This is a genomic window from Blastococcus sp. TF02-8 (assembly GCF_003319175.1).
Classification (GTDB): Bacteria; Actinomycetota; Actinomycetes; order Mycobacteriales; family Geodermatophilaceae; genus Blastococcus.
Genome location: NZ_QOHK01000002.1, coordinates 329,150 through 353,317, shown reverse-complemented (window position 1 = coordinate 353,317; position 24,168 = coordinate 329,150). Strand labels below are relative to the sequence as shown.

The following is a 24,168-nucleotide window of genomic DNA, read 5'->3' as shown; positions in this document are numbered from 1 at the left end:
CGTCGTGGACGTCCTCTCCTCCGGTCACGAGCAGGTCGTGTTCTGCAGCGATCCCGGGTCGGGGCTGCGGGCGATCATCGCGATCCACTCGACGGCGCTCGGCCCCGCGCTCGGCGGTACACGCTTCTACCCCTACGCCGACGAGGACGCCGCCGTCGCCGACGCGCTGCGGCTCTCCCGCGCCATGTCCTACAAGAACAGCCTCGCCGGCCTGGACCTCGGCGGCGGCAAGGCCGTCATCATCGGTGACCCGCGCACCGACAAGACCGAGGCCCTGTTGCGCGCCTACGGCCGGTTCGTCGAGTCTCTCGGCGGCCGGTACCTGACCGCCTGCGACGTCGGCACCTACAACGCCGACCTCGACGTCGTCGGGCGGGAGACCCGCTTCGCGCACGGTCGCTCGGAGGCCTACGGCGGGTGCGGGGACTCCTCGGTGCTCACCGCCTACGGCGTCTTCCAGGGCATGCGGGCCGCCGCACAGCACTGCTGGGGTGCGCCGTCGCTGACCGGGCGCACCGTGGCCATCGCCGGCGTCGGCAAGGTCGGCTCGTGGCTGGCCGGCCACCTGGTGGAGGACGGCGCGGACGTCGTCGTCACCGACGTCGACCCCGCGGCCGTCGAGCGGCTGCAGGCCCGGCACCCGCAGGTGCGTGCCGTCGAGGACACCGCGGCGCTCGTCCGGACCCCGCACGACGTCTACGCACCCTGCGCGCTGGGCGGTGCGCTGGACGAGGAGACCGTCGCGGTCCTGCCGGGGCGGATCGTCTGCGGCGGCGCCAACAACCAGCTGGCCGCCCCCGGCATGGCCGACCGGCTGCGCGAGCGCGGGATCCTCTACGCCCCCGACTTCCTGGTGAACGCCGGTGGCGTGATCCAGGTGGAGGACGAGCGGCACGGCTTCTCGTTCCCCCGGGCGCAGGCGAAGGCCTCGGGCATCTTCGACGTCGCCCTGCGGGTGTTCGCGCTGGCCGACGCCGAGGGCCTCTCCCCCGCCGTGGCCGCCGACCGGCTGGCCGAGGAGCGCATGCGCTCGGTCGGCCGGCTGGCCACGATCCGGCTGCCGCGCTGACCTCTCCGGGGAGGGCCGGGGTCGCTCGGACGGGCGACCTGGACCCGCCTCGGGGAGGGACGTGTGCCCGTTGCCGATCCGTGTCGTAAGGTTGCTCAAGACATAGTCACTCAGTCGGGGTCGCCACGCGGGCCGTCCAGCCGCGGGCTGGGCCGCCGCACTCCGGTAACGAGGGGGTCGAGCCGATGGGGCGCGGCCGAGCGAAGGCCAAGCAGACACGCGTGGCCCGTGAGCTCAAGTACAGCTCACCGAACACCGACCTCTCCGCGCTTCAGCGCGAGCTGGCGGGTTCTCCGTCGTCGTACTCCGCGCCGCCCAGCGCGGTGGACGACGACGAGGACGACGACGACGCCTACGCCGACCGCTGGGCGGACGACGACACCGACGACGACTGGGCTCCCAGCCGCTGACCGCGGTGCCCTGACCTGATCCGTCGCACGACACGACACCGCTCCCCGCGGGGTGGCGGTGTCGTGTCGTGGTCGCGTCCGCACCGGCGCCCGGCGCGGGCGGCTCAGCGGTAGGTGCCGGTGAGCTCCGCGGCCGGTGCGGCGTCGTCGTCGCCGCGGGTGCTCACGGTGCCGGCGACCCAGGCCGGCACTCCGCGGCCGGTGAGCAGCCGGACCGCGTCGTCGGCGTGCTCCGGAGCGACGGCGGCGACCATGCCGACGCCGCAGTTGAAGGCGCGCTCCGTCTCCGAGCGCGGCACGCCGTGCTCCTCCATCAGCCGGACGGCAGCCGGCAGCGCCCAGGTCGACCGGTCGAGGACGGCCCGGAGGCCCTCGGGCACGACCCGGGCGGTGTTGCCCGCGAGCCCGCCGCCGGTGATGTGCGCGAACGCGTGGACCGTGCCCACGCCCAGCTCCTCGACCAGCGCCAGGCAGTCGCGGGCGTAGATGCGCGTGGGCTCCAGGAGCTCCTCGCCGAGCGGCCGGTCCAGACCGGTCGGCGTCGCGTGCAGGTCGAGCCCGGCGGCGGAGACCACCCGGCGGACCAGCGAGTAGCCGTTGGAGTGGAAGCCGGAGGACGCCATCGCGACCACGACGTCGCCGTCGCGGACCCGCTCGGGCCCGAGGACGGCGTCTGCCTCGACGACGCCGACGGCGGTCGCGGCGAGGTCGTACTCGTCGGCGTCCATGAGGTCGCCGTGCTCGGCCGTCTCACCGCCCACCAGCGCGGCGCCCGCCTGCGTGCAGCCCGCGGCGATGCCGGTGACGATCGCAGCGATCCGCTCCGGCACGACCTTGCCGCAGGCGACGTAGTCCTGGAGGAACAGCGGCTCCGCGCCGCAGGCGACCAGGTCGTCGACGACCATCGCGACGAGGTCGATGCCGACGGTGTCGTGCCGGTCCAGCAGACGCGCCAGGGCGATCTTCGTGCCGACGCCGTCGGTGGAGGAGGCGAGCAGGGGCTTGCGGTACTTCTGCACGTCGAGGGCGAACAGGCCGGCGAACCCGCCGAGCCCCCCGACGACCTCGGGGCGGTTCGTCCGCTCGACGGCGGCCTTCATCAGCGTGACGGCGCGCTCGCCGGCGTCGATGTCGACGCCGGCCGCGGCGTAGGTGAACTGCTGGTCGCTCACGGCCGCCTCAGCGCCTCTTCCGCGCCACCGGGCACCGAGGCACTGCCGGCCTGCTGGCCGGTCCAGCCGCTGACCGCCCGCTGACCGATCCCCTCGAGGACGTGCTTGCCCAGCACCTCCGGGGCGCCGAGGTCGATCGGGTACTCGCCGGTGAAGCAGGCGGTGCAGAGCCGGTTCACCGGCTGCTCGGTGGCCGCGATCAGCCCCTGCTCGGAGACGTAGGCCAGGGAGTCGGCATTGATCGAGGCGCGGATGCCGTCGATGTCCAGGCCGTTGGCGATCAGCTCGGCCCGGCTGGCGAAGTCGATGCCGTAGAAGCACGGCCACTTCACCGGCGGCGAGGAGATCCGCACGTGCACCTCGAGGGCGCCGGCCTCCCGCAGCATCCGGATCAGCGCCCGCTGGGTGTTGCCGCGCACGATCGAGTCGTCGACGACGACCAGGCGCTTGCCACGGATGACGTCGCGCAGCGGGTTGAGCTTCAGCCGGATGCCCAGCTGGCGGATCGTCTGCGACGGCTGGATGAACGTGCGGCCGACGTAGGAGTTCTTGACCAGGCCCAGGCCGTAGGGGATCCCGCTGGCCTCGGCGTACCCGACGGCGGCCGGGGTGCCCGACTCCGGCACCGGGATGACCAGGTCGGCGTCGGCCGGGTGCTCCTTGGCCAACCGGCGCCCGATCTCCACGCGCGCGGCGTGCACGCCGCGGCCGGAGATGGTGGTGTCGGGACGAGCGAGGTAGACGTACTCGAAGACGCAGCCCTTGGGCTCGGCGGGCGCGAAGTGCTGGCTGCGCAGGCCGTTCTCGTCGATGGCGATGAGCTCGCCGGGCTCGACCTCCCGCACCACCGAGGCGCCGACGATGTCCAGCGCTGCCGTCTCGCTGGCCACGACCCAGCCGCGCTCCAGCCGGCCCAGCACCAGCGGGCGCACGCCCTGCGGGTCGCGGGCGGCGTACAGGGTGTCCTCGTCCATGAACGTGATGGAGAAGGCGCCGCGCAGCTGCGGCAGCACCTCCATCGCCGCCGCCTCCACCGAGAGGTCCTGGTACGAGGCGATCAGCGAGGTCACGAGGTCGGAGTCGGTGGTCGCGGCGAAGGCGCCCCGCACCCCGGCGTCGGCGGCCTTGCTGGCCAGCTCGGCGGTGTTCACCAGGTTCCCGTTGTGGCAGAGCGCCAGCCCGGTCCCGGCCTCCGTGGTGCGGAACGTCGGCTGCGCGTTCTCCCAGGTGGAGGCGCCGGTCGTGGAGTACCGGGTGTGGCCGACGGCCAGGTGACCGCGCAGGCTGCCGAGGGTCGCCTCGTCGAAGACCTGGCTGACCAGCCCGAGGTCCTTGTAGACCACGACCGAGGCGCCGTCGGACACGGCGATCCCGGCCGCCTCCTGACCACGGTGCTGGAGGGCGTACAGACCGAAATAGGTCAGCTTCGCGACCTCCTCCCCCGGCGCCCACACACCGAAGACGCCACAGGCGTCCTGAGGTCCGGGGGACTGGGGGTCGAGGTCGTGCGTCAGCCGTCCATCACCGCGAGGCACGGGTCGAGGGTACCGGCGCGGTCGCTCCTGCCCAGTCCTGAGCCGGGAGAGTGGGCCGCGTCACCCACGGTCGTGTCGGCACACCCGCCGTGACGGCACGACGCGAGGCGGACAACTCGTGCCGATCGAGCTTCCGGAACCCACCGGTCGGGGAGTTCACTGCGCACCCTCATCCGACAACACGCACTTCGGAGGCGAGTGCCGTGGCAGTTTCCCAGGAACAGTTCACCGACGAGCGGCGGCCGATCGAGCAGCCCGTCGTCTTCACGTTCCGGCCCGAGAAGTACGTGCCGGTGGCGCCCGAGCTGCTCGGGTTGTGGGAGGACACGATGCGCAGGACCGTCGGTCTTCCCGTCGCGACGATGATGCCCGGGGAGAGCGGCTCCTGGTCGGTCACCGGAGGCCCGTACGGCTGGGACGACTGCGACCTCGTCGCCGGCGAGTCGGACACCGAGCTCCCGGTCTCCCGCGACGTGCCGACGGTCTTCGCGAACCGCCCCACGCACTTCGCGCCGGTGCCGAGCGACCAGGTGGAGAACTGGGACCGGGCGATGCAGGAGATGGTGGGCATCTCCTCCGAGGCCGCCCGCGCATCCCGCATGGCGGCGACGCCGACCTACGGCTGGTGCCACCGGCCGGACGGCGATTTCGACTACTGCGACGCCATCTGAGCACGCGCGTCGTGCTGACCGGCGAGGAGGGTGCGGGGCGGTCGCCCCGGATCGGCATCGTGACGGTGAAGGACGACCTGCACGCGCACGTGGTCGCCCATCACCTGGCCCTGGAGCACGGGGTGACGCCGCAGATCATCGAGGCGGACACCCTGTCGACGACCCCCGGGCTCACGTGGCGGTGCGGGGACGGCCCGCCCCGCGCCTCCGTGCGCGCGGGAGCCCGGCGCATCGACGTCGGCGCGCTGGACGTGCTGTGGTGGCGCCGGGTCAACTACCCGCAGGTGGCCACGCGGGGCATGGAGGGCGCGCCCGCGGCGGACCTGATCAACAACGACCAGTCCGCGGCGCTGCACGGCGCGCTGGCGACCGACTTCCGGGGACGGTGGATCGATCACCCCGACGCCGTGCGGGCGGCGGAGAACAAGCTCGTGCAGCTGTCGGTCGCGCGGGATCTCGGGCTCCGGATACCGGCCACCCTGGTCAGCCAGGACCCGGGGGAGGTCCGGGCGTTCATCGCCGAGCAGCGCGCGGGCGTCATCGCCAAACCGGTGCGCGGCACGCACCGCGCCGGTCTGCTGGCCGGCACGGTCGACGGCTCGCTCAGCGACGGCTCGATCATGTCCTGCCCGACCATCTACCAGGAGCTGGTGCCGGGATCCCGGCACCTGCGTGTGCACGTGTTCGGCGACACCGTCGTCTGCGCGCAGATCGACAGCCCTCTGCTCGACTGGCGGGCCGACCTCCGGACCGGGATCCGCGTCGTCGGCCTCGACGACGCGCTCGAGTCGCTGCTCCAGCAGTGCCTGCAGCGGCTCGGCCTCACGATGGGCGTCTTCGACCTGAAGGTCACCGACGACGGGGAGGTCGTCTGGCTGGAGGTCAACCCCCAGGGGCAGTTCCTCTTCGTCGAGGCCCTGACCGGGGCGCCCCTGGGACGGACGTTCGCTCGCTTCCTCCTTCGTGCCGCGTCGGCCCGGTCAACCGTGCCGGCATGACCGGGGCCGGGAACGCGTCGACCCGGGCGCTCGTTGTCGGTCGGTCCCGCCCGGCCACGGAGGTCCACCTGTGCCCATGACGTCCACCGCTCCCGCGCCCACCCCTCTCCCCCCGGCGGCCGTCCAGGCCGAGCGGCTCATCGCCCTCGGCGCCCACCGCATCGCCGGCCTGACGGCGCGCGGGCTCTGCGAGGCGGCGGACCGCCTGCCCACGGGCGCCCTGCTGGTGGTGCACCCCGACCGCGCGCCGGCATCCGCGCTGGCCCCGCTGCTGGAGCTGGGCGGGAAGCCCGGCTTCGTCGTCGCCGACATGACCGACGTCGACGCGTTCGAGCCGATCGAGGCGGTCGAGCTGCCCGCCGCTCCCGTCTACGCGGTGCGCGGCGTGGAGCGCGGCGACGAGATGCTGAACTGGAGCCCCGACGAGGCCCTCCCCGCGATCACCGCGGCCGGCCGCACACCGCTGACCCTGGCCGAGGGGATCCACTGGCTCCTGCAGTGCCCGGACGTCCTGGCCCGCAACGTCTGCTTCATGACCATCGGGTCCCGGCTGCGCAAGGGCGACGGACGCCTGGACTCCCGCACGCCGGCGCTGTGGATCAGCAACGGCACCGGGCGGGACGGCCGGGAGCGGCGCGGTGCACCCAAGGTCGGCTGGTGCTGGGCGGGCAACCGGCACACCTGGCTCGGCTTCGCCTCCGCGACCGCCCGGGCAGCCGTCTAACCCTGCAGCCCCCGGAACTCCGCGGCGATCGTGGTGTCCTCGCCGTGTCCGGTCCGCACGACCGTGTCGCCGTGCAGGCTGAACAGCTGCGAGCGGATCGAGTTCAGGATCGTCGGGTGGTCGCTGAACGAGCGCCCGGTCGCGCCCGGCCCGCCGCAGAACAGCGTGTCGCCGGTGAAGACGGTGTTCAGGTCGGCGGAGTGCAGGCACGTGCTGCCCGGCGAGTGCCCGGGGGTGTGCAACGCGATGAGCCCGGTGCCCGCGACCCGGAACCGCAGCCCTGCCGCCAGCTCGCGGTCGGGCTCGACGTCCGGGTGCGTCATGTCCCAGAGCATCCGGTCGGCGCCGTGGAACCAGATCGGCGCACCGGTGGCCTCCCGCAGGGCGGGTGCGGCGGTGATGTGGTCGTTGTGCCCGTGGGTGAGCACGATCGCGGTGACCTTCCGCCCGCCGACCGCCTCGACGATCGGGGCGGCGTCGTGCGGGGCGTCGATGACGAGCACCTCGTCGTCGTCGCCCACCAGCCACACGTTGTTCTCGACGTCGAAGTCCTGCCCGTCGAGGGAGAAGACCCCGGGTACGACGACCTTGTCGATGCGGGCGCTCACTTCTCGAACACCACGACGCTGCGGAGGACCTCGCCCGCGTGCATCTTGGAGAACGCCGCCTCGACGTCGTCCAGACCGATGGTCTCGCTGACGAACTCATCGAGCGGGAACCGGCCCTGCAGGTACAGGTCGACCAGCATCGGGAAGTCGCGGCTGGGCAGGCAGTCGCCGTACCAGGAGGACTTGACCGCCCCGCCGCGGCCGAAGATCTCGATCGCCGGCAGGGTGATCTGCATGTCCGGGGTGGGGACGCCCACCATGACCACACGGCCGGCGAGGTCGCGCGCGTAGAAGGCCTGCTCGAAGACCGCCGGGTGCCCGACGGCGTCGATCGCGACGTCGCAGCCGTGGCCGCCGGTGAGCGCCCGGATCGCCTCGACCGGGTCGGTCTCCTTGGAGTTGACCGTGTGGGTGGCGCCGAACCTCTTCGCCCAGTCGAGCTTCCGGTCGTCGATGTCGACGGCGATGATCGTGGTGGCGCTGGCGAGCGTCGCCCCCGCGACGGCGGCGTCCCCCACTCCCCCGCAGCCGAAGACGGCGACGCTCTCGCCGCGCCGCACGCCCCCGGTGTTGATCGCCGCGCCGACGCCGGCCATCACGCCGCAGCCGAGCAGGCCGGCAGCGGTGGCCGGTGCGGCCGGGTCGACCTTGGTGCACTGGCCGGAGTGCACGAGGGTCTTCTCCGCGAAGGCGCCGATGCCCAGCGCGGGCGTGAGCTCGGTGCCGTCGGTCAGGGTCATCTTCTGCGCCGCGTTGTGCGTGTCGAAGCAGTACTGCGGCTCACCCTTGAGGCAGGCCCGGCACTGGCCGCAGACCGCACGCCAGTTGAGGACGACGAAGTCGCCGACCGCCACGTTCGTCACGCCCTCGCCGACGGCGCTCACCACGCCGGCCGCCTCGTGGCCGAGGAGGAAGGGGAATGCGTCGTTGATGCCGCCCTCGCGGTAGTGCAGGTCGGTGTGGCAGACCCCGCAGGCCTGCACGTCGACGACTGCCTCGCCCGGCCCGGGATCGGGCACCACGATCGTCTCCACTCCGACCGGCTGCCCCTTGCCCCGGGACACGACTCCCCGCACCTCGTACGCCATGTCCCGAGCCTAGGGTCGACGGTCGCGGGCGGCCCGGTCGCTACGGTTCCATCACATCGAGTCACTGCTTGCTCACGCTGGCGAGTTGTGCGCGCCAAGTTCCGGACTACGACGTACCGTGCCACCCGATCGCGACCCAGATCACAGGGCGCGTCCCGGTTGTGGCCGTCCGGTCCGCGTGCCCGCCGCCGACTGGAAGCCCGCCGGCTTCGACCCGGCGAGCATCAAGCAGAAGGCCCTCGTCACGACCGAGAGCGTCTCGGCCGCCAACGCCATCAAGACCCCGCAGTTCTGGCTGCTGTGGATCGTGCTGTTCTGCAACGTGACCGCCGGCATCGGCATCCTCGAGCAGGCCAGCCCGATGATCCAGGACTTCTTCCGCGGGTCCGCGTCCGCCGTGGCCGTGACCTCCGCCGCCGGCTTCGTCGGCCTGCTGTCGCTGTTCAACATGGGCGGCCGGTTCCTGTGGTCGACCACGTCGGACTTCATCGGCCGCAAGCCGATCTACATGGTCTACCTGGGCGTCGGGCTGGTCCTCTACGTCCTGCTGGCCACCGTCGGCAGCACCGCGACCTGGGTCTTCGTCGTCCTGGCCGCGATCATCATCAGCTTCTACGGCGGTGGTTTCGCGACCGTCCCGGCCTACCTGCGCGACCTCTTCGGCACCTACCAGGTCGGCGCGATCCACGGCCGGCTGCTCACCGCGTGGGCGGCGGCCGGTGTGGCCGGCCCGCTGATCGTCAACGGTGTCCTCGACACCCGCGGCACCCCGGGTGAGCTGGTCGCCGGCGACTACCGGCCCGCGCTGTTCATCATGGTCGGGCTGCTCGCCGTCGGCTTCATCGCCAACCTGCTGGTCAAGCCCGTGGCCGCCAAGTGGCACGAGCCGAAGGCCGGTTCCCCCGTCCCCTCCACCCAGGAAGCGAGCGCCGTCCGATGAGCTCTCCCAACCAGCAGCCGACGCACACCCCGGTGGGCTTCATCGCCTTCGCCTGGGCCCTGGTCGGTGTCCCCCTGGTCTACGGCCTCTACCAGACCGTGAAGACCGCCAGCACGCTCTTCGGCGGCTGATCCACCCGTCACACCACTGAGCCCCGTCCGCTGCCCAGCGGGCGGGGCTCAGTGCTGTCTCAGGGGGCTCAGCGGGAGGTGCCTGCTCAGGTCGGCGCGGTTGCCGCTGGCACTGACGACACCCGTGGCGACGGCCTCGGCCCAGGAGAGCGCCCCGGTGGCCAGCCGCAGCCAGGTGGCGGCGTCGGTCTCGACCACGTTCGGCGGGGTGCCCCGCGTGTGCCGCGGCCCCTCCACGAACTGCACCGCGACGTGCGGCGGCACCCGCAGCTCCACGGACCGGCCCGGGACCTGCTGGGCCAGCCAGCGGGCGCTGGTCCTCACCGCGGCGCCGACGACCGCCCGCGGCGGCTGCTCGGCCTCCCCCGCGAGCCAGGCCCGCACCGGGTCGACGGCGGCCCGCAACTCCTCGGCCGGGATGGGTGCCGGCATCAGGCGGTGGGGACGGCGCCCGTCGGCACGGTGAACGGCGGCGTGTGCTCGGGCCCGCCGAACAGCGCCGGGAGCGTCGCAGTCCAGGCGGCCCGCAGCTCGGCCAGCGGCAGCTCCATCAGCCCGTCGAGGACCAGCGCGTCGCCCCCGGTCGTGCCGAGCTCGGTCACCGGGACACCGGCCCACTGCGCCGTCGTCTTCACCCCGCCCGGGTCCGAGGTCGTGATGACGACGCGAGCCGCGGACTCGCTGAACAGCGCGGTGAACGGGTCACCGCCGAGCGCCAGGGTCGCGCCGAGGCCGTACCGCAGCGCCGACTCGGCCAGCCCCTGCGCGAGGCCGCCGTCGGCCAGGTCGTGCGCGGAGCCGACGAGCCCCTGGTCGGCGAGCGCCGCGAGGAGGCGCCCCAGCGCCTGCTCGGCCGCCAGGTCGACCGCCGGAGGCTTGCCGCCGAGGTGCCCGTGCACGACGCTCGCCCAGGCGGAACCGCCGAACTCGGGCTTCGTCTCGCCCAGCAGCAGCACCGTCTCCCCGGCCGTCCGCCAGCCGGTGGGCACCCGCTTCCGGACGTCCTCGTGCACGCCGAGCACGCCGATGACCGGGGTCGGGTTGATCGCGACCTCGCCGGTCTGGTTGTAGAGGCTCACGTTGCCGCCGGTGACCGGCAGGCCGAGCGCGCGGCAGCCGTCGGCCAGGCCGCGGACGGCCTCGGCGAACTGCCACATGACCTCGGGGTTCTCCGGGGAGCCGAAGTTCAGGCAGTTGGTGACGGCCAGCGGCCGGGCGCCGCTCACCGCCACGTTGCGGTAGGCCTCGGCCAGGTTCAGCTGGGCGCCGGTGTACGGGTCGAGGCGGGCGTAGCGGCCGTTGCCGTCCAGCGACAGCGCGATGCCGCGGTGCGACTCCTCGTCGATCCGGACGACGCCGGCGTCGTCGGGCTGCGCGAGCACCGTGTTGCCGCGCACGTAGCGGTCGTACTGCTCGGTGACCCACGTCTTGTCGGCGCCGTCCGGGCTGCTGACGACGGCCAGCCAGTGCGCCTGCAACTCGGCCGGGGTGGTCGGCCGGGGCAGCCGCGCGGCGTCGTCGGCCTGGAGGGCGTCGAGGTCTGCGGGGCGCTGCATCGGCCGCTCGTAGACCGGGCCCTCGTGGGCGACCGTGCGCGGAGGGACGTCGACGATGCGCTCACCGTGCCAGTCGACGGTGAGCCGGTCGCCGTCGGTGACCTCACCGATGACCGCGGCACGGACGTCCCACTTGCGGCAGACGGCGAGGAACGCCTCGACCTTGTCCGGCTCGACGATCGCGCACATGCGCTCCTGCGACTCGCTCATCAGGATCTCGGCCGGCGTCAGGGTGCTGTCGCGCAGTGGGACGGTGTCCAGGTCGACGTGCATGCCGCCGGTGCCGGCGCTGGCCAGCTCGCTCGTGGCGCAGGAGAGCCCAGCGCCACCGAGGTCCTGGATCCCGGTCACCAGGTCCTGGGCGAAGATCTCCAGGCAGGCCTCGATGAGCAGCTTCTCGGTGAACGGGTCGCCCACCTGGACGGCCGGCCGCTTCGCCGGACCCTCGGCGTCGAAGGTCTCGCTGGCCAGCACGCTCACGCCGCCGATGCCGTCGCCGCCGGTGCGGGCGCCGAAGAGGATGACCTTGTTGCCGACGCCCTCGGCCTTGGCCAGCCGGACGTCCTCGTGCTTCATGACGCCGACGCAGAGGGCGTTGACCAGCGGGTTGCCGGCGTAGCAGTCGTCGAACAGGATCTCGCCGCCGATGTTGGGCAGGCCGAGGCAGTTGCCGTAGCCGCCGACGCCGGCCACCACGCCGGGGAGCACGCGCGCGGTGTCGGGGGCATCGGCCCGGCCGAAGCGCAGCGAGTCCATGACGGCGACCGGGCGGGCGCCCATCGTCAGGATGTCGCGGACGATGCCGCCCACGCCGGTGGCGGCCCCCTGGTAGGGCTCGACGTAGCTCGGGTGGTTGTGCGACTCGACCTTGAAGGTGACCGCGTAGCCCTCGCCGACGTCCACGACACCGGCGTTCTCGCCGATGCCGACCAGCAGGGCGTCGCTCTCCGGCAGGTCGCCGAACCGGCGCAGGTGCACCTTGGAGCTCTTGTAGGAGCAGTGCTCGCTCCACATGACCGAGTACATCGCCAGCTCGGCGGTGGTGGGACGACGGCCGAGGATCTGCTTGATCCGGGCGTACTCGTCGGCCTTGAGGCCGAGCTCGGCCCAGGGCTGCTCGTCGTCCGGCGTGCGGGCGGCGAGGTCGACCGTGTCGAGCCGGTTCTGCAGTCGACCCGGGCCGGTGTCGAGGTCGGAGAGGCCTGCGGTGGCTGACTCGGTCATGCGCTGACGACCGCCTTCAGGACGCTGGTGAAGAAGCCCAGCCCGTCGGTCGACGGCCCGGTGAGGTCCTCGATCGCGTGCTCGGGGTGCGGCATCAGACCCACCACACGCCCGTTCTCGCTCGCGACGCCGGCGATGTCGCGGCTGGAGCCGTTGGGGTTGCCGTCGGCGTAGCGGAACACCACCCGGCCCTCGCCCTCGAGGCGGTCGAGGTCGGCGTCGGAGCCCACGTAGCGGCCCTCCCCGTTCTTGACCGGGACGAGGATCCGCTGGCCCTCGGTGAAGTCCTGCGTCCAGGTGGTGTCGGCCCGCTCGACGACCAGCACCTGGTCGCGGTTGCGGAAGTGCAGGTGGCTGTTGCGGGTCAACGCGCCCGGGAGCAGGCCGGCCTCGCACAGCACCTGGAAGCCGTTGCAGATGCCCAGCACCGGCAGCCCCTGCTCCGCGGCCGCGACGACGTCCTGCATCAGCGGCGAGCGGGCGGCGATGGCACCGGCGCGCAGGTAGTCGCCGTAGGAGAAGCCACCGGGGAGGACGACGGCGTCGACGTCCTTCAGGTCGTGGTCGCCGTGCCACAGCATGACCGGCTCACCGCCGGCCAGGCGCACCGCGCGTGCGGCGTCGACGTCGTCCAGGGAACCCGGGAAGGTGATGACACCGATGCGCACTGGCGCCTCTCTCGGTCGGTGGGCTTGCTTACTCGGACGCGAGGTGCAGCTCGACGTCCTCGATCACCGGGTTCGCGAGCAGCGTCTCGGCGATCTGCTTCAGCTCCGCCTCGTCGGGCGTGCCGTCGACCTCGAGCACGAAGTGCTTCCCCTGGCGGACGCTCCTGACGGAGTCGTGGCCGAGCCGGCCGAGCGCTCCCAGGACCGCCTGACCCTGGGGGTCGGAGATCTCCGGCTTCAGGACGACGTCGACGACCACCCGGGACACGCCGACGAGGGTACCCGGGAAGACTTTCTTCCCTTTCACCGCGGCAGTGTGCACACTGAGCCGCCCCGTTTCCGGAACCTGCGCTGAGCTGGACTTTCATCCCCGGGGCCTGTCGAGGAGACGATGTGCGTTCGCTGAAGGTGGCCGGAGCCGCTGCCCTGATCGTCCTGTCCGCGAGCCCGGCCGCGGCCGCGCCGGTGAACCAGGCCCCCGTGGCGGTGGACGACACCGCCAAGGTCCGGAACACGGTCTCCGCACAGGCGGTGTACCCGCTGGACAACGACAGCGACCCCGAGGCGGACCGGCTGACGTACACCGCGGTCACCTCGGGGGCGAAGGGCACGGTGTCGATCGACGGCACCTACCCGACGTGGCTGCGGTACCGCCCGCTCCCCGGTGCCACGGCGGGCACTGACTCCTTCACCTACACGGTGTCCGACGGCAACGGGAACACCGCGACCGCGACCGTGACGGTCACGCTCTGGGACGACGTCGCCGCCCCCGCCGGCGTCACCATCCGCGAGACCGGCCCGGACGCCGTGACGATCTCCTGGCCCGCCGTCCCGGGCGCCACCCAGTACCGGATCCACCGCGGCGGCCGGGACGACGTCACCACGACGGCCCTGTCCTTCTCGGACTCGGGGTTCGACGAGCTCAACTCCTACAGCTGGCATGTGGGTGCGCTGAACGGCGGCGGCTTCGAGAGCTCGTGGTCGAACATGGTCTCCCGCTCGTACCCGGTCGATCCCCCGCGCGACCTGACGGTCGACGTCACGGCCGACCCGACCGCCCTGGCGCTGGACTGGGAGGCCTCCGGCTCCGGCCCCTGGAACGTGTACCGCGACGGCAGCCTGCTGACGAGCACCACCGCCACCGAGTTCGAGGACACCGGCCTCACGACCGGCCGCGCGTACAGCTATCAGGTGCAGGCGACCTACCCGGCCAGCCCCACCATCGTGTACCCCCCGAGCCGCCTGACGAGCCCCGTCACCGCGACGGCGGGCGTGCTCACCCTCATCGACCGCCTGTTCCTGGAGCTCGGTGGCGCACGGGGCGGGCTGGGTCCGGTCACCGTCGACGAGCGCGCCATCCCGGGAGGCCTCCGGCAGGACCACGAGAACGGGATCATCCTGCAGGAGGGCGCGTGGAGCCCCGTGCACATGTGGAGGGCCTTTGCCGACGCGTTCGACGCGGCGGGCGGGGTCGGCACGATGGGCTTCCCGCTCGACCCGCAGGACTGCGGGTTCCGTGAGTCCGGCTGCGCCCAGTTCTTCGAGTCGGGCAGCATCTGGGGCTCGCCGGCCAACTGGGCCGTGGTCGTGCCCCAGCTCATCGAGGACGGCTGGGCCGAGGCCGGCTGGGAGGAGGGCCCGCTGGGCTACCCCGCCGGGAGCCAGGTGGCGCTCGCCCGCGGCCTCTCGCAGCCGTTCGAGGACGGCGCCGTGTACTGGAGCGCCGGCACCGGATCGCACGGGGTGAGCGGGGAGAACCACGACACGTACACCGCCTGGGGCGGCCCGGCCGGTCGCCTGGGCTTCCCCACCACCGGCGACAACTGCGGGCTGCGTGCGGACGGCTGCTGGCAGGGCTTCCAGGGCGGCACCATGCACTGGACCCCGACCACCGGGGCGCACGTCACCGACGGCGCGATCCGCGACGTCTGGGGCCGGTCCGGCTGGGAGAACGGCCGCCTGGGCTACCCGGTGACCGACGCCGTCTGCGGGCTGCGCAACGGCGGCTGCTGGCAGGGCTTCCAGGGCGGCACCATCCACTGGACCGCCGCCACGGGCGCGCAGATCACCGACGGCGCGATCCGCGACGCGTGGGGCTGGGCCGGCTGGGAGAACGGCCGCCTGGGCTACCCGACCGGCGGCGCGGTCTGCGGGCTGCGCGGCGGCGGCTGCTGGCAGGGCTTCCAGGGCGGCACGATCCACTGGTCCCCCGCCACCGGAGCGCACGCCACCGACGGCGCCATCCGCGACGCCTGGGGCCGCAGCGGCTGGGAGAACGGCCGACTCGGCTATCCCACGACCGATGTGACCTGCGGGCTCCGTGGCGGCGGCTGCTGGCAGGGCTTCCAAGGCGGCACCATCCACTGGACCCCAGGCACCGGTGCCCGGATCACCGACGGCGCCATCCGCGACGCCTGGGGCCGCGCCGGCTGGGAGACCGGCCGCCTGGGCTATCCCACCGGCAACGCCGTCTGCGGGCTGCGCGGCGGCGGCTGCTGGCAGGGCTTCCAGGGCGGCACCATCCACTGGTCCCCCGCCGCGGGCGCGCACCCCACCTTCGGCGCCATCCGCGACGCCTGGGGCCGCGCCGGCTGGGAGAACGGCCGCCTCGGCTACCCGACCACCGACGAGATGGTCTTCGGCGGGGTCGTGCGGCAGAACTTCCAGGGCGGCTACATCACGCTCGACCAGCGCACCGGGCGGGTCACCGTCCGCTGACCGGCTTCGCCCGACGTCCGGCCCGGACCGGACGTCAGGCGAAGGGGTGGCCAGTCAGCTGCTCGTAGGCGGTGACGTAGCGCTCGCGGGTGGCGGCGACGACGTCCTCGGGCAGCTCGGGCGGCTCCGAGACGCGGTCCCAGCCCGACGACGTCAGCCAGTCGCGCACGAACTGCTTGTCGTAGGACGGCTGCACCGACCCGGGCGACCAGGACGACGCCGGCCAGAAGCGCGACGAGTCCGGGGTGAGCACCTCGTCGCCGAGCACGAGGCCGCCGTCGGCCGAGACCCCGAACTCGAACTTGGTGTCGGCCAGCACGATGCCGGCGTCGCGGGCGATCTCCGCACCGCGCCGGTACAACGCCAGCGTCAGCTCGCGCAGCTCCTCGGCGCGCTGGGGACCGACCAGCGCCACGACCCGTGGGAAGTCGATCGGCTCGTCGTGCTCGCCGAGCTCCGCCTTGGTCGACGGCGTGAACACCGAGTCCGGCAGCCGTGAGCCCTCGACCAGCCCGGCGGGCAGGGCGACGTCGCGGATCGAACCGGTGCGCTCGTACTCCTTGGTGCCACCCCCGGACAGGTAGCCGCGGGCCACGCACTCCACCGGCAGCATCTCCAGCCGCCGCACGAGCATGGAGCGCCCCGCCACCGACGCCGGCACGTCGACCGCCGACACCAGGTGGTGGGTCGCCCCGAAGGACTCCAGCACCGGCGTGAGCTGCTCGAACCACCACACCGAGAGCTGCGTCAGCACGCGCCCCTTGTCGGGGATGGGTGTGGGCAGCACCCAGTCGTAGGCCGAGATGCGGTCGGAGGCGACCAGGAGCAAGCGGTCGGAGACGGCCGGAGACGAGGCGTCGTAGATCTCCCGCACCTTGCCGCGGGCGATCAGCGGGAGATCGAGGCTCACGACAGCGCCGCGAGCCGGTCGAACAGCGGCCCCAGGTTGGCCACGTACTGCTCCGGGCGGCAGATCTCGTCCAGCCGCGCCTCGTCCAGGGTCACGCCCGAGGTGGCCGCGCGATCCCGCAGCGTCGACCGGAACGGCGTCCCGGAGTTCCAGGTCTCCATGGCCGCGGACTGGACCAGCGCGTAGGCGTCCTCGCGCGAGAGCCCGCTCTCCACCAGCTCCAGCAGCACCGAGGAGGTGTAGATCAGCCCGCCGGTGGACTCCAGGTTCGCCCGCATCCGGTCGGCGTCGACCACGAGGTTCTCGACCAGGCCCGCCGTCAGGTTCAGCAGGTAGTCGGTGGTGATGGCGGCGTCGGGCAGGAACACCCGCTCGGTGGAGGAGTGCGAGATGTCGCGCTCGTGCCACAGCGGGATGCCCTCCATCACCGGCACGATCGCCGCGCGGACCACGCGGGCGAGGCCGGCGATGCGCTCGGAGCGGATCGGGTTCTTCTTGTGCGGCATCGCGCTCGAGCCCTTCTGGCCCGAGCCGAACGCCTCCGACAGCTCCCGCACCTCGGTGCGCTGGCCGTGCCGGACCTCCAGCGCGACGGCCTCGCAGACCGTGGCGATGATCGCCAGGGCGGAGACCCACTCGCTGATGCCATCACGCAGCACCACCTGCGTCGACGCGTCGGCCGGGCGCAGCCCCAGGGCGTCGGCGACCGTCCGCTCGACCGAGGGGTCGATCAGCGAGTACGTGCCGACGGCGCCGGAGATGGCGACGACACCCACGGCGTCGCGCGCGGCGCGCAGCCGGTCACGGGATCGGGCCGCGGCGAAGGCGAGGTCGGCGACCCGGTGCCCCCAGACGACGGGCTCGGCGTGCACGCCGTGCGTACGACCGACCCTGATCGTGTTCCGGTGCGCCAGCCCGTGGTCGCGCAGCGCCGCCACCAGCCGGTCGGCCTTGGCCAGGAGCACGTCGGTGGCGTCGGTGAGCTGGACGGCGAGCGCGGTGTCCAGCAGGTCCGACGACGTCATGCCGTGGTGCACGAAGGCGGCGGCCGATCGCGGCGACGTGTTGTCGGCCCACGCGGTGAGGAAGGCGATGACGTCGTGCTGCGTCGTCTCCTCGATCTCGGCGACCCGCTCGGCGGTCGGCGGGGGCGCGTTGCGCACCGGCTCCACCACCTCGGCGGGGACCCGCCCGGCCGCGGCGTGCGCCTCGAGCACCAGGGTCTCCACGCGGCACCACAGCTCGTACTTGTGGGCGTCGCTCCAGACCCGGCCCATCTCGGGGAGGGTGTAGCGCTCGATCATGCGGGTACCGCCCGCCACCGGTCAGCTCGTCGCAGCACGGGGACAGTCTCCCGCAGGGCTAGCGTGATCACGAAGGCCCCCTACTGCCCGTGGAGGAGAGCGATGCTGGGACGCGCCGGCCAGGTCGTCGGCCGGGCCCGCGAGCGCATCCGCGCCGCCCGCGAGCACGACCCCCACGGCTGGCCCGAACACGCCCCGCGGGACGACGTCGACGAGCCGGCGGCCATCGACGACGGGACCGCCGAGGAGGGGTTCGAGGAGGGCGAGCCGCCGCTGGGCAGCCCGGAGCCCGGCGCCCCCGACCTCGACGGCGCGCTCGGTCCGGGCGGCGTGAGCGGCCCACCCGAGGGCGGCCGTCCGCAGCGTCGTGAGGACCGCCGGCGCCCGCTCCTGACCGACCCCCCGGGCGGGCGCATCCACGCCGAGGAGTTCGTGCCGACGACGCTGCGCACGGCGGCCGCATGGTCCTGGCGGCTGCTGGTGGTGCTCGCCGGGCTCTACGCGCTGCTGGTGGCGATGGCCTACGTCGCCGTCGTGGTCGTCCCGGTCATCGTGGCGTTGCTGCTCGCAGCGCTGCTGCAGCCGGGGGCCGCCGCGCTGGTGCACCGCGGATGGCCACGCTCGCTGGCCGCCGTCACCATGCTCGTCGTCGGCCTGGGGGTCGTCTCCGGGATCATCACGCTGGTCGTCCAGCAGATCAGCACCGGCTTCAGCGATCTGGCCGGCCAGGTCAGCGAGGGCATCGGGCAGGTGCAGAACTTCGTCGTCCGGACGTTCCCGATCACCCGCGGGGAGCTGGAGGACGCCGTCGCCCAGGCGCAGGAGACCCTGGTCGACCACCAGGACACCATCGCGTCGGGCGCCATCACCACCGCCGCCACCGTCGGCGAGGTGTTCACCGGGATCGTCCTCGCCCTGTTCACCCTGTTCTTCTTCCTCAAGGACGGCCGCTCGATCTGGCTGTGGCTCGTGGGCCTGTTCCCCCGCGAGTCCCAGGCCTTCCTCGACGAGGCCGCCCGACGGGCCTGGCGGACGCTGATCTCCTACGTCCGGGCCACGGTGGCGGTCGCACTCGTCGACGCGATCGGCATCGGCATCGGGCTGGCCATCCTCGGGGTCCCTCTCGTGATCCCGCTGGCCGCGCTGGTCTTCCTCGGCGCCTTCATCCCGATCATCGGCTCGTTCCTCGCCGGGTCGGTGGCCGTGCTGGTGGCCCTCGTCGCGGTCGGTCCGATCAAGGCGCTGATCGCGCTGGCGGTCGTCATCGCGGTCATGCAGCTCGAGGGGCACGTGCTGCAGCCCCTGCTGCTCGGCCGGGCCGTGCACGTGCACCCGTTGGCGGTGGTCCTCGCCATCGCCGCCGGCCTGCTGGTCGGTGGCGTCTTCGGCGCGCTGATCGCCGTCCCGACGGTCGCCTGCGTGAACGTCGCCGGCACGTACCTGAGCCGGCGCCACGAAGGGCCGCGACCGCCCGAACCCCGCCCCGAACGCGCGAAGCCGGTGATCAGCTCACGCTGATCCGGCCCTCGACGGCCGCCAGCGCGATGTCGGTGCGCCAGTGCGCGTCGGCCAGCCGCACGCCGGCCACCCGCTCGTAGGCGGCCTGCCGCGCGGCGGCCAGGTCCGCGCCCACCGCCGTCACCGCGAGGACGCGACCACCGGCGGAGACGACAGCACCGTCGGGGCTCGCCGTCGTGCCGGCGTGCAGCACCCCGTCGCCGTCGGCGCCGGTGATCGGGTCACCGGTGCGCGGCGCCTCGGGATAGCCGGCAGCGGCGACGACCACGGTCACGGCCGCGCCGTCGCGCCAGCGCAGCGGCGGGTGCTCGGCCAGGGTCCCGGTCGCCGCGGCGTGCAGCAGACCGGCGAGCGGCGTCTCGAGCAGCGGCAGGACGACCTGGGTCTCCGGGTCGCCGAAACGGGCGTTGAACTCCACCACCCGCACACCGCGGGAGGTCAGGGCGAGGCCGGCGTAGAGCAGCCCGGAGAAGGCCTCCCCGCGCCGCGCCATCTCGTCGACGGTCGGCTGCAGCACTCCCGCGAGCACCTCGTCGACCAGCCCGGCCGGCGCCCAGGGCAGCGGCGCGTAGGCCCCCATCCCGCCGGTGTTGGGGCCGGCGTCGCCGTCGTCGCGACGCTTGTGGTCCTGCGCGGGCACGAGCGGCAGCACGGTCGTCCCGTCGGTCACGGCGAAGAGCGAGACCTCCGGACCGTCGAGGTACTCCTCGACCAGGACCGAGCCGCCCGCGTCCAGCACGGCTCGGCCGTGCGCGGCGGCGGTTGCCCGGTCGGAGGTCACCACGACGCCCTTGCCCGCGGCGAGCCCGTCGTCCTTGACCACGTAGGGGGCGCCGCCGGTCAGCGCGGCCACCTCGTCGAGGGCGGTCTCCAGCTCTGCGGGGCCACCGACGGCCCACGCCCGAGCTGTCGGGACGCCGGCCGCCGTCATCACGTGCTTGGCGAAGGACTTGCTCCCCTCCAGCTGCGCGGCCTGGGCCGACGGGCCGAAGCAGGGGATGCCGGCCTCGCGCACGGCGTCGGCGGCTCCGGCGACCAGGGGCACCTCCGGTCCGATGACCACGAGGTCGGCCTGCCATTCCTGCGCCATCCCGGCAACGGCGACCGGATCGGTCACGGTCAGGCCGTCCGACGGCGGCGGGGCGATCCGCCGCGTGCCGGCATTGCCGGGCGCGCAGGCGAGCGCGCTCACCGCGGGGTCGGACTGGAGAGCCACGCACAGGGCGTGCTCCCGGGCACCGGAGCCGATCACCAGCACGCGCACGACTGGCGACCCTACCGACCCCTCCGAGGGAGGCCGAGCGCACGGCTGCTGACCGTTGCAGCGACGGTCCAAACCCCAGAAACCCCAGACACACCACGTGATCTGGGTCACAATCACGGTCCGCAGCCGCTGGTCAGCGCACTGTGTTCTCGATTGTGCGCAATCCGTCTTCTTCAGTTCCCCCGCGATTCACCCGATTCCTGTGTTGTGGATGCCATGCGCGCGACCGAGTCGCTGGCCACGAGGCCGGCGACACGCCTTCCCCGGCCCGTCGTCATCGGACACCGCGGTGCCCCGGCCTACCGGCCGGAGCACACCGCGGCGAGCTTCGAGCTGGCCATCGACCTCGGAGCCGATCTGATCGAGCCCGACGTGGTGGTCAGCCGCGACGGCGTGCTGATCGTCCGGCACGAGAACGAGCTCTCGCTCTCCACCGACGTGGCCGAGCGTCCCGAGTTCGCCGACCGCCACACCTCCCGGGTGGTCGACGGCGAGCTGTGCACGGGCTGGTTCACCGAGGACTTCACGCACGCGGAGCTGCGCACGCTGCGCGCCGTCGAGCGGATGCCGGCCATGCGGCCGCTCAACACCGCCTACGACGGCCGGTTCGGGATCCTCACCCTGGGCGAGGTCGTCGAGCTGGCCCGCTGCCGCTCCACGGCCGACCGGCAGATCCGTGTGCTCGCCGAGCTCAAGCACGACTCGTCCGACGAGTCGGCGCAGCCCGCGATGGCCGCCCTGGTCGCCGAGGAGCTGCGTCGCCTCGGCGCCGACCGCGCGGACGGCACCGTGCTGATCCAGTCCTTCGACCCGGCTCTGCTGCGCGACCTGCGCGCCCGGCTCGGCGACGGCGGCCCGCAGATGGCACAGCTCGTCGACGACGTGCCCGCGGGCGACGCCATGGTGACACCGGCCGGGCTGCGGGAGATCTCGACCTACGCCCAGGCCATCGCTCCCAGCCGGGAGCGGGTCCTGGCCAGCGCCGCTGCCGCCGCCCCCGGCCGGGCACACCTGGTGGGTCAGGCCCACGCCGCCCAGCTGTCGGTCTTCGTCTGGACGCTGCGCGCCGAGAACGCCTTCCTGCCCCAGCACCTGCGCCGCGGGGATGCCCCCGAGGGGCTCGGCGACGCCGTCGGCGACGCCAAGGAGCTGCTGGCCCTCGGCATCGACGGGCTGATCACCGACTCGCCGGACCACGCCGTGCGGGCACGAACGGCGATGACCGCCCAGCTGGTCTGACGCTCAGCGCGACCGCGCGGACCGCTCCCGGCCCGCACGGCGCGCGGCCCGGAGCCGGTTCCGCTCCTCGGAGCGGGTTCGGGCGTCGACGCGCACCCGCTGGCGGTGCAGCTCCCCCTGCAGCTTGCGCCACGCCGTGAGCCGGGCCGGGTCGAGCCGGCCGTCGTCGATCGCGGCCGCGACCCCGCAGCCGGGCTCGGTGCGGTGCTCGCAGTCCTGGAAGTGGCACGACGTGGCGAACTCCACGACGTCGGCGTAGGCCTGCACGAGCCCACCGCCATCGTCGGGCAGCCCCAGCTCCCGCATGCCCGGGGTGTCCACGAGCAGGCCCCCACCGGGCAGCAGGTGCAGCTGGCGGGCGGTCGTGGTGTGCCGCCCGCGCCCGTCGTCCCGGATCCCCTGCGTGCCGGCGACCGCCCTGCCGCACAGCGCATTGGCCAGACTGGACTTCCCGACGCCGGAGTGCCCGACCATCGCCGCCGTCCGGCCCGGGCCGAGGAGGTCGCGCACCGCCCCCAGCCCGTCCCCGGTTGACGAGCTCACCGCCAGGACCGGGACCCCGGGGGCGTCCTCCGCGACCAGCTCGACGGCCGCGGTCACGTCGGCGCAGAGATCCGCCTTCGTCAGCACCACCACGGGAGCGGCGCCGCTGCTCCACGCGACGGCGAGGTACCGCTCGATCCGGCGCAGCCGCGCACCACCGACCAGCGCGTCCACGACGAGGACGACGTCGAGGTTGGCGGCCACGACCTGGAGCGTCGACGTACGACCGGCTGCCGCGCGGCTGAAGGCACTGCGGCGGGGGAGCACGGCCACGGCCAGGTCGCCGCGCAGCGCCACCCAGTCACCGACCGCGGGGCCGGTCCCGTCCACGGATCGGACGCCCGCCACGCGCACCCGCAGCTCGCCGTCGGCAGCCTGGACCGTGAGCCGGCCCCGGTCGACCCGCAGCACCCGTGCGGGCTCGCAACCGGACGGTAGCTCGGCTACGCGGTCGGCCGTCCAGCCCAGAGCGGTGAGATCCACGCCGGGGATGGTGCTCGGCCGCCCGCTCCCTGTCGCGTGCTTTTCGTCCCCGACCGGGGGCGGGCTCCCTACCCGATCAGGTCGTGGACGACCACGTTCTCGTCCCGGCCGGGGCCGACGCCGACCACGCTGATCCGCGCACCGGAGAGCTCCTCGAGACGGCGCACGTAGGCCTGCGCCGCCGCCGGCAGCTCGTCGAACGTCCGGCAGTGCCGGATGTCCTCGAACCAGCCGGGCATCTCCTCGTAGACGGGCTTCGCGTGGTGGAAGTCGGTCTGCGTCATGGGCATCTCGTCGTGCCGGACGCCGTCGATCTCGTAGGCGACGCAGATCGGGACGGTCTCCAGGCCCGACAGCACGTCGAGCTTGGTGAGGAAGTAGTCGGTGATGCCGTTGACCCGGCTGGCGTAGCGGGCGACGACGGCGTCGAACCAGCCGCAGCGCCGGTCGCGACCGGTGGTGACGCCGACCTCGCCGCCGTGCTTGCGCAGGTACTCGCCCCACTGGTCGTGGAGCTCGGTCGGGAACGGACCGGAGCCGACGCGGGTCGTGTAGGCCTTCAGGATGCCCACCACCCGCTCGATGCGGGTCGGGCCCACACCGGCACCGACGGCAGCGCCACCGGCGGTCGGGTTGGAGGACGTGACGAACGGATACGTGCCGTGGTCGACGTCGAGCAGCGTGCCCTGCGAGCCCTCCAGCAGCACCCACTCACCGGCGTCGAGCGCCTTGCCCAGCAGCAGCCGGGTGTCGACGATGCGGTGCTTCAGCGCCTCGGCGTACTGCGTGTACTCCTCGACGACCTCGTCGACGTCGATGGCCTTGCGGTTGTAGACCTTGACCAGGATCTGGTTCTTCTCCTGCAGAGTCCCCTCGAGCTTCTGCCGGAGGATCGAGAGGTCCAGCAGGTCCTGCACGCGGATGCCGGTGCGGGCCACCTTGTCGCCGTAGGCGGGACCGATCCCGCGCCCCGTCGTCCCGATCTTGCGCTTGCCCAGGAACCGCTCGGTGACCTTGTCGAGGGCCCGGTGGTGCGGCATGATCAAGTGCGCGTCGGAGGAGATCACCAGGCGCGAGGTGTCCACCCCCCGCTCCTCCAGACCCGCCAGCTCCTTGATGAGCACCTCGGGGTCGATCACCACGCCGTTGCCGATGACCGGGGTGCACCCGGGCGTGAGGATGCCCGACGGGATCAGGTGGAGGGCGTACTTCTCGCCGTCCGGGGTGATCACCGTGTGGCCGGCGTTGTTGCCGCCCTGGTACCGGACGACGTAGGGCACGCGGCCGCCGAGCAGGTCGGTGGCCTTGCCCTTGCCTTCGTCGCCCCACTGGGCACCGATCAGCACGACAGCGGGCATCGGCTCCTGGATCTCCTTCATCGGCGGCCGAGGGGAT

Annotated in this window: 23 protein-coding genes; 10 read left to right on the top strand and 13 right to left on the bottom strand. The window is 73.2% G+C overall.

What is annotated here, in order from left to right; genetic code table 11:
• Positions 1 to 4: 4 nt before the first annotated feature.
• On the top strand, positions 5 to 1,069 hold the full coding sequence (locus DQ237_RS05785; protein WP_113798056.1) for a Glu/Leu/Phe/Val dehydrogenase dimerization domain-containing protein: 1,065 nt from the start codon (positions 5 to 7) through the stop codon (positions 1,067 to 1,069).
• Positions 1,070 to 1,254: 185 nt separating this feature from the next.
• Positions 1,255 to 1,479 carry a DUF3073 domain-containing protein gene (locus DQ237_RS05780; RefSeq protein ID WP_113798054.1) on the top strand — a complete coding sequence of 75 codons (225 nt, stop codon included), beginning with the start codon at positions 1,255 to 1,257 and terminating at the stop codon, positions 1,477 to 1,479.
• A gap of 104 nt (positions 1,480 to 1,583) precedes the next feature.
• On the opposite strand, the gene purM is transcribed toward DQ237_RS05780, so the two are convergent.
• Both purM and purF read right to left on the bottom strand, forming a co-directional pair.
• The gene (purM, locus tag DQ237_RS05775; protein ID WP_113798052.1) at positions 1,584 to 2,651 is read right to left on the bottom strand and encodes a phosphoribosylformylglycinamidine cyclo-ligase; all 1,068 of its coding nucleotides are present in this window, start codon (positions 2,649 to 2,651) and stop codon (positions 1,584 to 1,586) included.
• Entirely contained in the window at positions 2,648 to 4,186 is a 1,539-nt protein-coding gene (gene purF, locus DQ237_RS05770) for an amidophosphoribosyltransferase (protein ID WP_113798050.1), read from the bottom strand. Before purF ends, purM begins: the two co-directional genes overlap by 4 nt.
• A 203-nt stretch (positions 4,187 to 4,389) precedes the next feature.
• Here purF and DQ237_RS05765 point away from each other — a divergent pair, with 203 nt between their 5' ends.
• The 3 genes from DQ237_RS05765 (at position 4,390) to DQ237_RS05755 (ending at position 6,579) form a co-directional block, all read left to right on the top strand.
• The gene (locus tag DQ237_RS05765; protein ID WP_113798049.1) at positions 4,390 to 4,857 is read left to right on the top strand and encodes a hypothetical protein; all 468 of its coding nucleotides are present in this window, start codon (positions 4,390 to 4,392) and stop codon (positions 4,855 to 4,857) included.
• Between the two features lie 11 nt (positions 4,858 to 4,868).
• Complete coding sequence (locus DQ237_RS05760; RefSeq protein ID WP_113798047.1) at positions 4,869 to 5,855, top strand: RimK family alpha-L-glutamate ligase; 987 nt, start codon at positions 4,869 to 4,871, stop codon at positions 5,853 to 5,855.
• 76 nt (positions 5,856 to 5,931) lie between these two features.
• The gene (locus DQ237_RS05755; RefSeq protein ID WP_113798045.1) at positions 5,932 to 6,579 is read left to right on the top strand and encodes a DUF5701 family protein; all 648 of its coding nucleotides are present in this window, start codon (positions 5,932 to 5,934) and stop codon (positions 6,577 to 6,579) included.
• Here DQ237_RS05755 and DQ237_RS05750 read toward each other — a convergent pair.
• Together DQ237_RS05750 and DQ237_RS05745 are read right to left on the bottom strand one after the other, a co-directional pair.
• Positions 6,576 to 7,187 carry an MBL fold metallo-hydrolase gene (locus tag DQ237_RS05750; RefSeq protein WP_113798043.1) on the bottom strand — a complete coding sequence of 204 codons (612 nt, stop codon included), beginning with the start codon at positions 7,185 to 7,187 and terminating at the stop codon, positions 6,576 to 6,578. The genes DQ237_RS05755 and DQ237_RS05750 overlap by 4 nt on opposite strands.
• Positions 7,184 to 8,275, bottom strand: a complete 1,092-nt coding sequence (locus DQ237_RS05745) for an S-(hydroxymethyl)mycothiol dehydrogenase (protein WP_113798041.1) — start codon at positions 8,273 to 8,275, stop codon at positions 7,184 to 7,186. Before DQ237_RS05745 ends, DQ237_RS05750 begins: the two co-directional genes overlap by 4 nt.
• A 178-nt stretch (positions 8,276 to 8,453) precedes the next feature.
• On the opposite strand from DQ237_RS05745, the gene DQ237_RS05740 reads away from it, so the two are divergent.
• Both DQ237_RS05740 and DQ237_RS20400 read left to right on the top strand, forming a co-directional pair.
• Complete coding sequence (locus DQ237_RS05740) at positions 8,454 to 9,215, top strand: MFS transporter (RefSeq protein ID WP_240619437.1); 762 nt, start codon at positions 8,454 to 8,456, stop codon at positions 9,213 to 9,215.
• Positions 9,212 to 9,346, top strand: a complete 135-nt coding sequence (locus DQ237_RS20400; RefSeq protein ID WP_255411528.1) for a hypothetical protein — start codon at positions 9,212 to 9,214, stop codon at positions 9,344 to 9,346. The genes DQ237_RS05740 and DQ237_RS20400 overlap by 4 nt, the downstream gene beginning before the upstream one ends.
• Before the next feature lie 48 nt (positions 9,347 to 9,394).
• On the opposite strand, the gene DQ237_RS05735 is transcribed toward DQ237_RS20400, so the two are convergent.
• Genes DQ237_RS05735 through purS form a run of 4 tightly spaced genes read right to left on the bottom strand, consistent with a single transcriptional unit; the run spans position 9,395 to position 13,062 of the window.
• Entirely contained in the window at positions 9,395 to 9,778 is a 384-nt protein-coding gene (locus tag DQ237_RS05735; protein ID WP_113798039.1) for a sterol carrier family protein, read from the bottom strand.
• A complete protein-coding gene (purL, locus tag DQ237_RS05730) occupies positions 9,778 to 12,126 on the bottom strand; it encodes a phosphoribosylformylglycinamidine synthase subunit PurL (protein WP_240619436.1) in 2,349 nt (782 codons plus the stop codon). Before purL ends, DQ237_RS05735 begins: the two co-directional genes overlap by 1 nt.
• Positions 12,123 to 12,794, bottom strand: coding sequence for a phosphoribosylformylglycinamidine synthase subunit PurQ (gene purQ / locus DQ237_RS05725; RefSeq protein ID WP_113798037.1), 672 nt, complete (start codon positions 12,792 to 12,794; stop codon positions 12,123 to 12,125). Before purQ ends, purL begins: the two co-directional genes overlap by 4 nt.
• 28 nt (positions 12,795 to 12,822) lie before the next feature.
• Positions 12,823 to 13,062 (bottom strand): phosphoribosylformylglycinamidine synthase subunit PurS, encoded by a 240-nt coding sequence (gene purS / locus DQ237_RS05720; RefSeq protein ID WP_113798035.1) that lies wholly within the window; start codon positions 13,060 to 13,062, stop codon positions 12,823 to 12,825.
• Between the two features lie 125 nt (positions 13,063 to 13,187).
• Here purS and DQ237_RS05715 point away from each other — a divergent pair, with 125 nt between their 5' ends.
• On the top strand, positions 13,188 to 15,512 hold the full coding sequence (locus DQ237_RS05715; RefSeq protein WP_113798033.1) for an Ig-like domain-containing protein: 2,325 nt from the start codon (positions 13,188 to 13,190) through the stop codon (positions 15,510 to 15,512).
• A 34-nt stretch (positions 15,513 to 15,546) separates the two neighbouring features.
• Here the strand turns inward: DQ237_RS05715 and DQ237_RS05710 are convergent, their stop codons facing one another.
• Both DQ237_RS05710 and purB read right to left on the bottom strand, forming a co-directional pair.
• Positions 15,547 to 16,422 (bottom strand): phosphoribosylaminoimidazolesuccinocarboxamide synthase, encoded by an 876-nt coding sequence (locus DQ237_RS05710; protein WP_113798031.1) that lies wholly within the window; start codon positions 16,420 to 16,422, stop codon positions 15,547 to 15,549.
• Complete coding sequence (purB, locus tag DQ237_RS05705) at positions 16,419 to 17,726, bottom strand: adenylosuccinate lyase (protein WP_113798553.1); 1,308 nt, start codon at positions 17,724 to 17,726, stop codon at positions 16,419 to 16,421. Before purB ends, DQ237_RS05710 begins: the two co-directional genes overlap by 4 nt.
• A gap of 102 nt (positions 17,727 to 17,828) precedes the next feature.
• Here purB and DQ237_RS05700 point away from each other — a divergent pair, with 102 nt between their 5' ends.
• Positions 17,829 to 19,244, top strand: coding sequence for an AI-2E family transporter (locus tag DQ237_RS05700; protein ID WP_113798029.1), 1,416 nt, complete (start codon positions 17,829 to 17,831; stop codon positions 19,242 to 19,244).
• On the opposite strand, the gene purD is transcribed toward DQ237_RS05700, so the two are convergent.
• Positions 19,231 to 20,508 (bottom strand): phosphoribosylamine--glycine ligase, encoded by a 1,278-nt coding sequence (gene purD, locus DQ237_RS05695; protein WP_113798027.1) that lies wholly within the window; start codon positions 20,506 to 20,508, stop codon positions 19,231 to 19,233. The two genes, DQ237_RS05700 and purD, sit on opposite strands and share 14 nt — an antisense overlap.
• A gap of 216 nt (positions 20,509 to 20,724) precedes the next feature.
• Here purD and DQ237_RS05690 point away from each other — a divergent pair, with 216 nt between their 5' ends.
• Entirely contained in the window at positions 20,725 to 21,747 is a 1,023-nt protein-coding gene (locus DQ237_RS05690) for a glycerophosphodiester phosphodiesterase family protein (protein WP_113798025.1), read from the top strand.
• A 3-nt stretch (positions 21,748 to 21,750) separates the two neighbouring features.
• Here the strand turns inward: DQ237_RS05690 and rsgA are convergent, their stop codons facing one another.
• Together rsgA and DQ237_RS05680 are read right to left on the bottom strand one after the other, a co-directional pair.
• Positions 21,751 to 22,773, bottom strand: coding sequence for a ribosome small subunit-dependent GTPase A (gene rsgA, locus DQ237_RS05685; protein ID WP_205730089.1), 1,023 nt, complete (start codon positions 22,771 to 22,773; stop codon positions 21,751 to 21,753).
• 68 nt (positions 22,774 to 22,841) lie between these two features.
• Positions 22,842 to 24,131, bottom strand: coding sequence for an adenylosuccinate synthase (locus DQ237_RS05680; RefSeq protein WP_113798549.1), 1,290 nt, complete (start codon positions 24,129 to 24,131; stop codon positions 22,842 to 22,844).
• Between the last annotated feature and the right edge of the window lie 37 nt (positions 24,132 to 24,168).